The 1803-nt window shown below is 52.9% G+C and carries 3 protein-coding genes; all 3 read right to left on the reverse strand.

The features are described from left to right. On the reverse strand, nt 1-503 hold a 503-nt coding region (locus RTW80_RS24640; RefSeq protein WP_140245814.1), incomplete at its 3' end, for an enoyl-CoA hydratase/isomerase family protein. 9 nt (nt 504-512) lie between these two features. After that, on the reverse strand, nt 513-1355 hold the full coding sequence (locus RTW80_RS24645; protein WP_001205226.1) for a sugar phosphate isomerase/epimerase family protein: 843 nt from the start codon (nt 1353-1355) through the stop codon (nt 513-515). 9 nt (nt 1356-1364) lie between these two features. Further along, the coding region (locus RTW80_RS24650; protein ID WP_312720699.1) for an SDR family oxidoreductase at nt 1365-1803 on the reverse strand (439 nt) is incomplete at its 5' end.

A 1803-nucleotide genomic window follows, 5' to 3' on the forward strand; every position in this document is an offset into this window, starting at 1 on the left:
CGTTTACCCAGCATCAGCATCTGGCGACCGACCACCGGACCAACCTGATTAAGCACACGTTCAATGCCCATCCAGCCAGGCACCATGCCGAGCATCACTTCCGGGTTAGAGAATTTCGCGCCGGGGCGGGCAATACGAATATCGCAGCACAAGGCCAGTTCAATACCACCGCCGATGGTATGACCGTTGAGATTCGCAACGGTTAATTGGGGTAAGTTTCGCAGGCGATTAAAAACGTCATTACCGCGTTTAATCCATTTTCTGCCCATATCTAATGGCGAATAGGCCGACCACGATTTAATATCGCCGCCCGCACAAAAGAATTTATCGCCGGTTGCCGTTAATTCGACTAATCGTAATGTGGTGTCGTTTTCAATTTCATTTAAATAATGGTCGAGAGATTCGATCATCTCTTCGTTAATAGCATGACATTTATCTTCACGGTTCAATGTCAGGCGGCAGGAAGCCGCCGCTCTGCTGAACAGAACGGGTTGGTCACTCATGATCATTCCTTAACAATAATGCGCGATGCGATCGACGCTAATATCCAGCGTGCTGTTAATATCTTTTTGCCACCAGTACGGCGAGAATATTTCCAGTTCAATAGCGCCATTAAATCCGGCGTTTTCAACCAGCCGACGAATTGACGGAATATTGATGACGCCATCTCCCGGCATACCACGGTCATTGACCAGATCAGTGGTCGGCACTAACCAGTCGGAAACATGAAACGCGAGGATGCGTTTTCCGGCACGCAGGATCTGACTGGCGAGATCCGGATCCCACCAGACGTGATAAACATCCACCGCCACGCCGAGGCCAAACTCACCATCGGGATCGAGTTCATCACACCAGTCCAGCGCCTGGCGTAACGTGCACAGGCAAGAGCGATCGGCAGCTGTCATCGGGTGCAGTGGCTCCAGCGCAATTGGCACGCCGACATCTTTCGAATGTGGCAGCAACTGGCGAATCCCTTGTTTCACTTGTTCTCGCGCTTCATATAGATCTTTAGTGCCCGTTGGCAGACCGCCAACCACCTGCATATAACAGGCGGCGTTAAGCACCGCTGCGTCGTCCAGCGCCCGGCGGTTATCATCAATCGCCAGTTTGCGTTCCGCCAGTGTCGGCGCGGTGTAGTAAGTGCTACGGCACAAACCGGAAACGCTCATGTTACTGGCGGCAAGCTGGTGGGCGATTTGCTGGAGATCTTCACCTTGCAACTCCCTGCGCCAGGGAGCAATCGCGCCAATACCACGCGCGGCGCAGGCATCAATAATGGCGGGTAGCGGCGTTTTATAGCCCAGTGTTGCGGTATTGATACTGAATAAATCCGGGCGTTGTAACAGATCTCTCATGATTCAGCCTCAGAAGCGCGGCATACTTAAGCCGCCGTCGATGGCGACCGCCTGACCACAGGTGTAAATCAGTTTACCTTCCGCCATCGCGCGGACAGTGGAAGCAATATCAGCCGGATAACCCCAACGTCCCCACGGCACCAGACCTTTGGCAATCAGTTCGTCGTAATAAGCCGTTGCCGGAATAGTCATATCAGTTTTGATGAGACCTGGGCGCACTTCATAAACGCCAATTTGTTCATTACAAAGGCGAGCTGCAAATAGACGAGCAGCGGCAGAAACGGCGGTTTTGGCAATGGTGTATTCGCCGCGATTCATCGCCAGCATGATGGCGTTGATGGAACTGACGAAAATAATCGAGCGGTGCGGCAGTTCCGCTTCCGGTTTCGGCTGTGCCAGTAAACGCTTACTGAATGCCTGAGCAAGGAAGAACGGCGCGCGGGTGTTA

The organism is Escherichia sp. AM3 (assembly GCF_032029835.1).
Taxonomy (GTDB): domain Bacteria; phylum Pseudomonadota; class Gammaproteobacteria; order Enterobacterales; family Enterobacteriaceae; genus Escherichia; species Escherichia coli.

What these genes read in the sequence shown, in the direction of transcription:
- RTW80_RS24645 (WP_001205226.1), bottom strand. Translation starts at nt 1,355, where the DNA reads ATGAGAGATCTGTTACAACGCCCGGATTTATTCAGTATCAATACCGCA.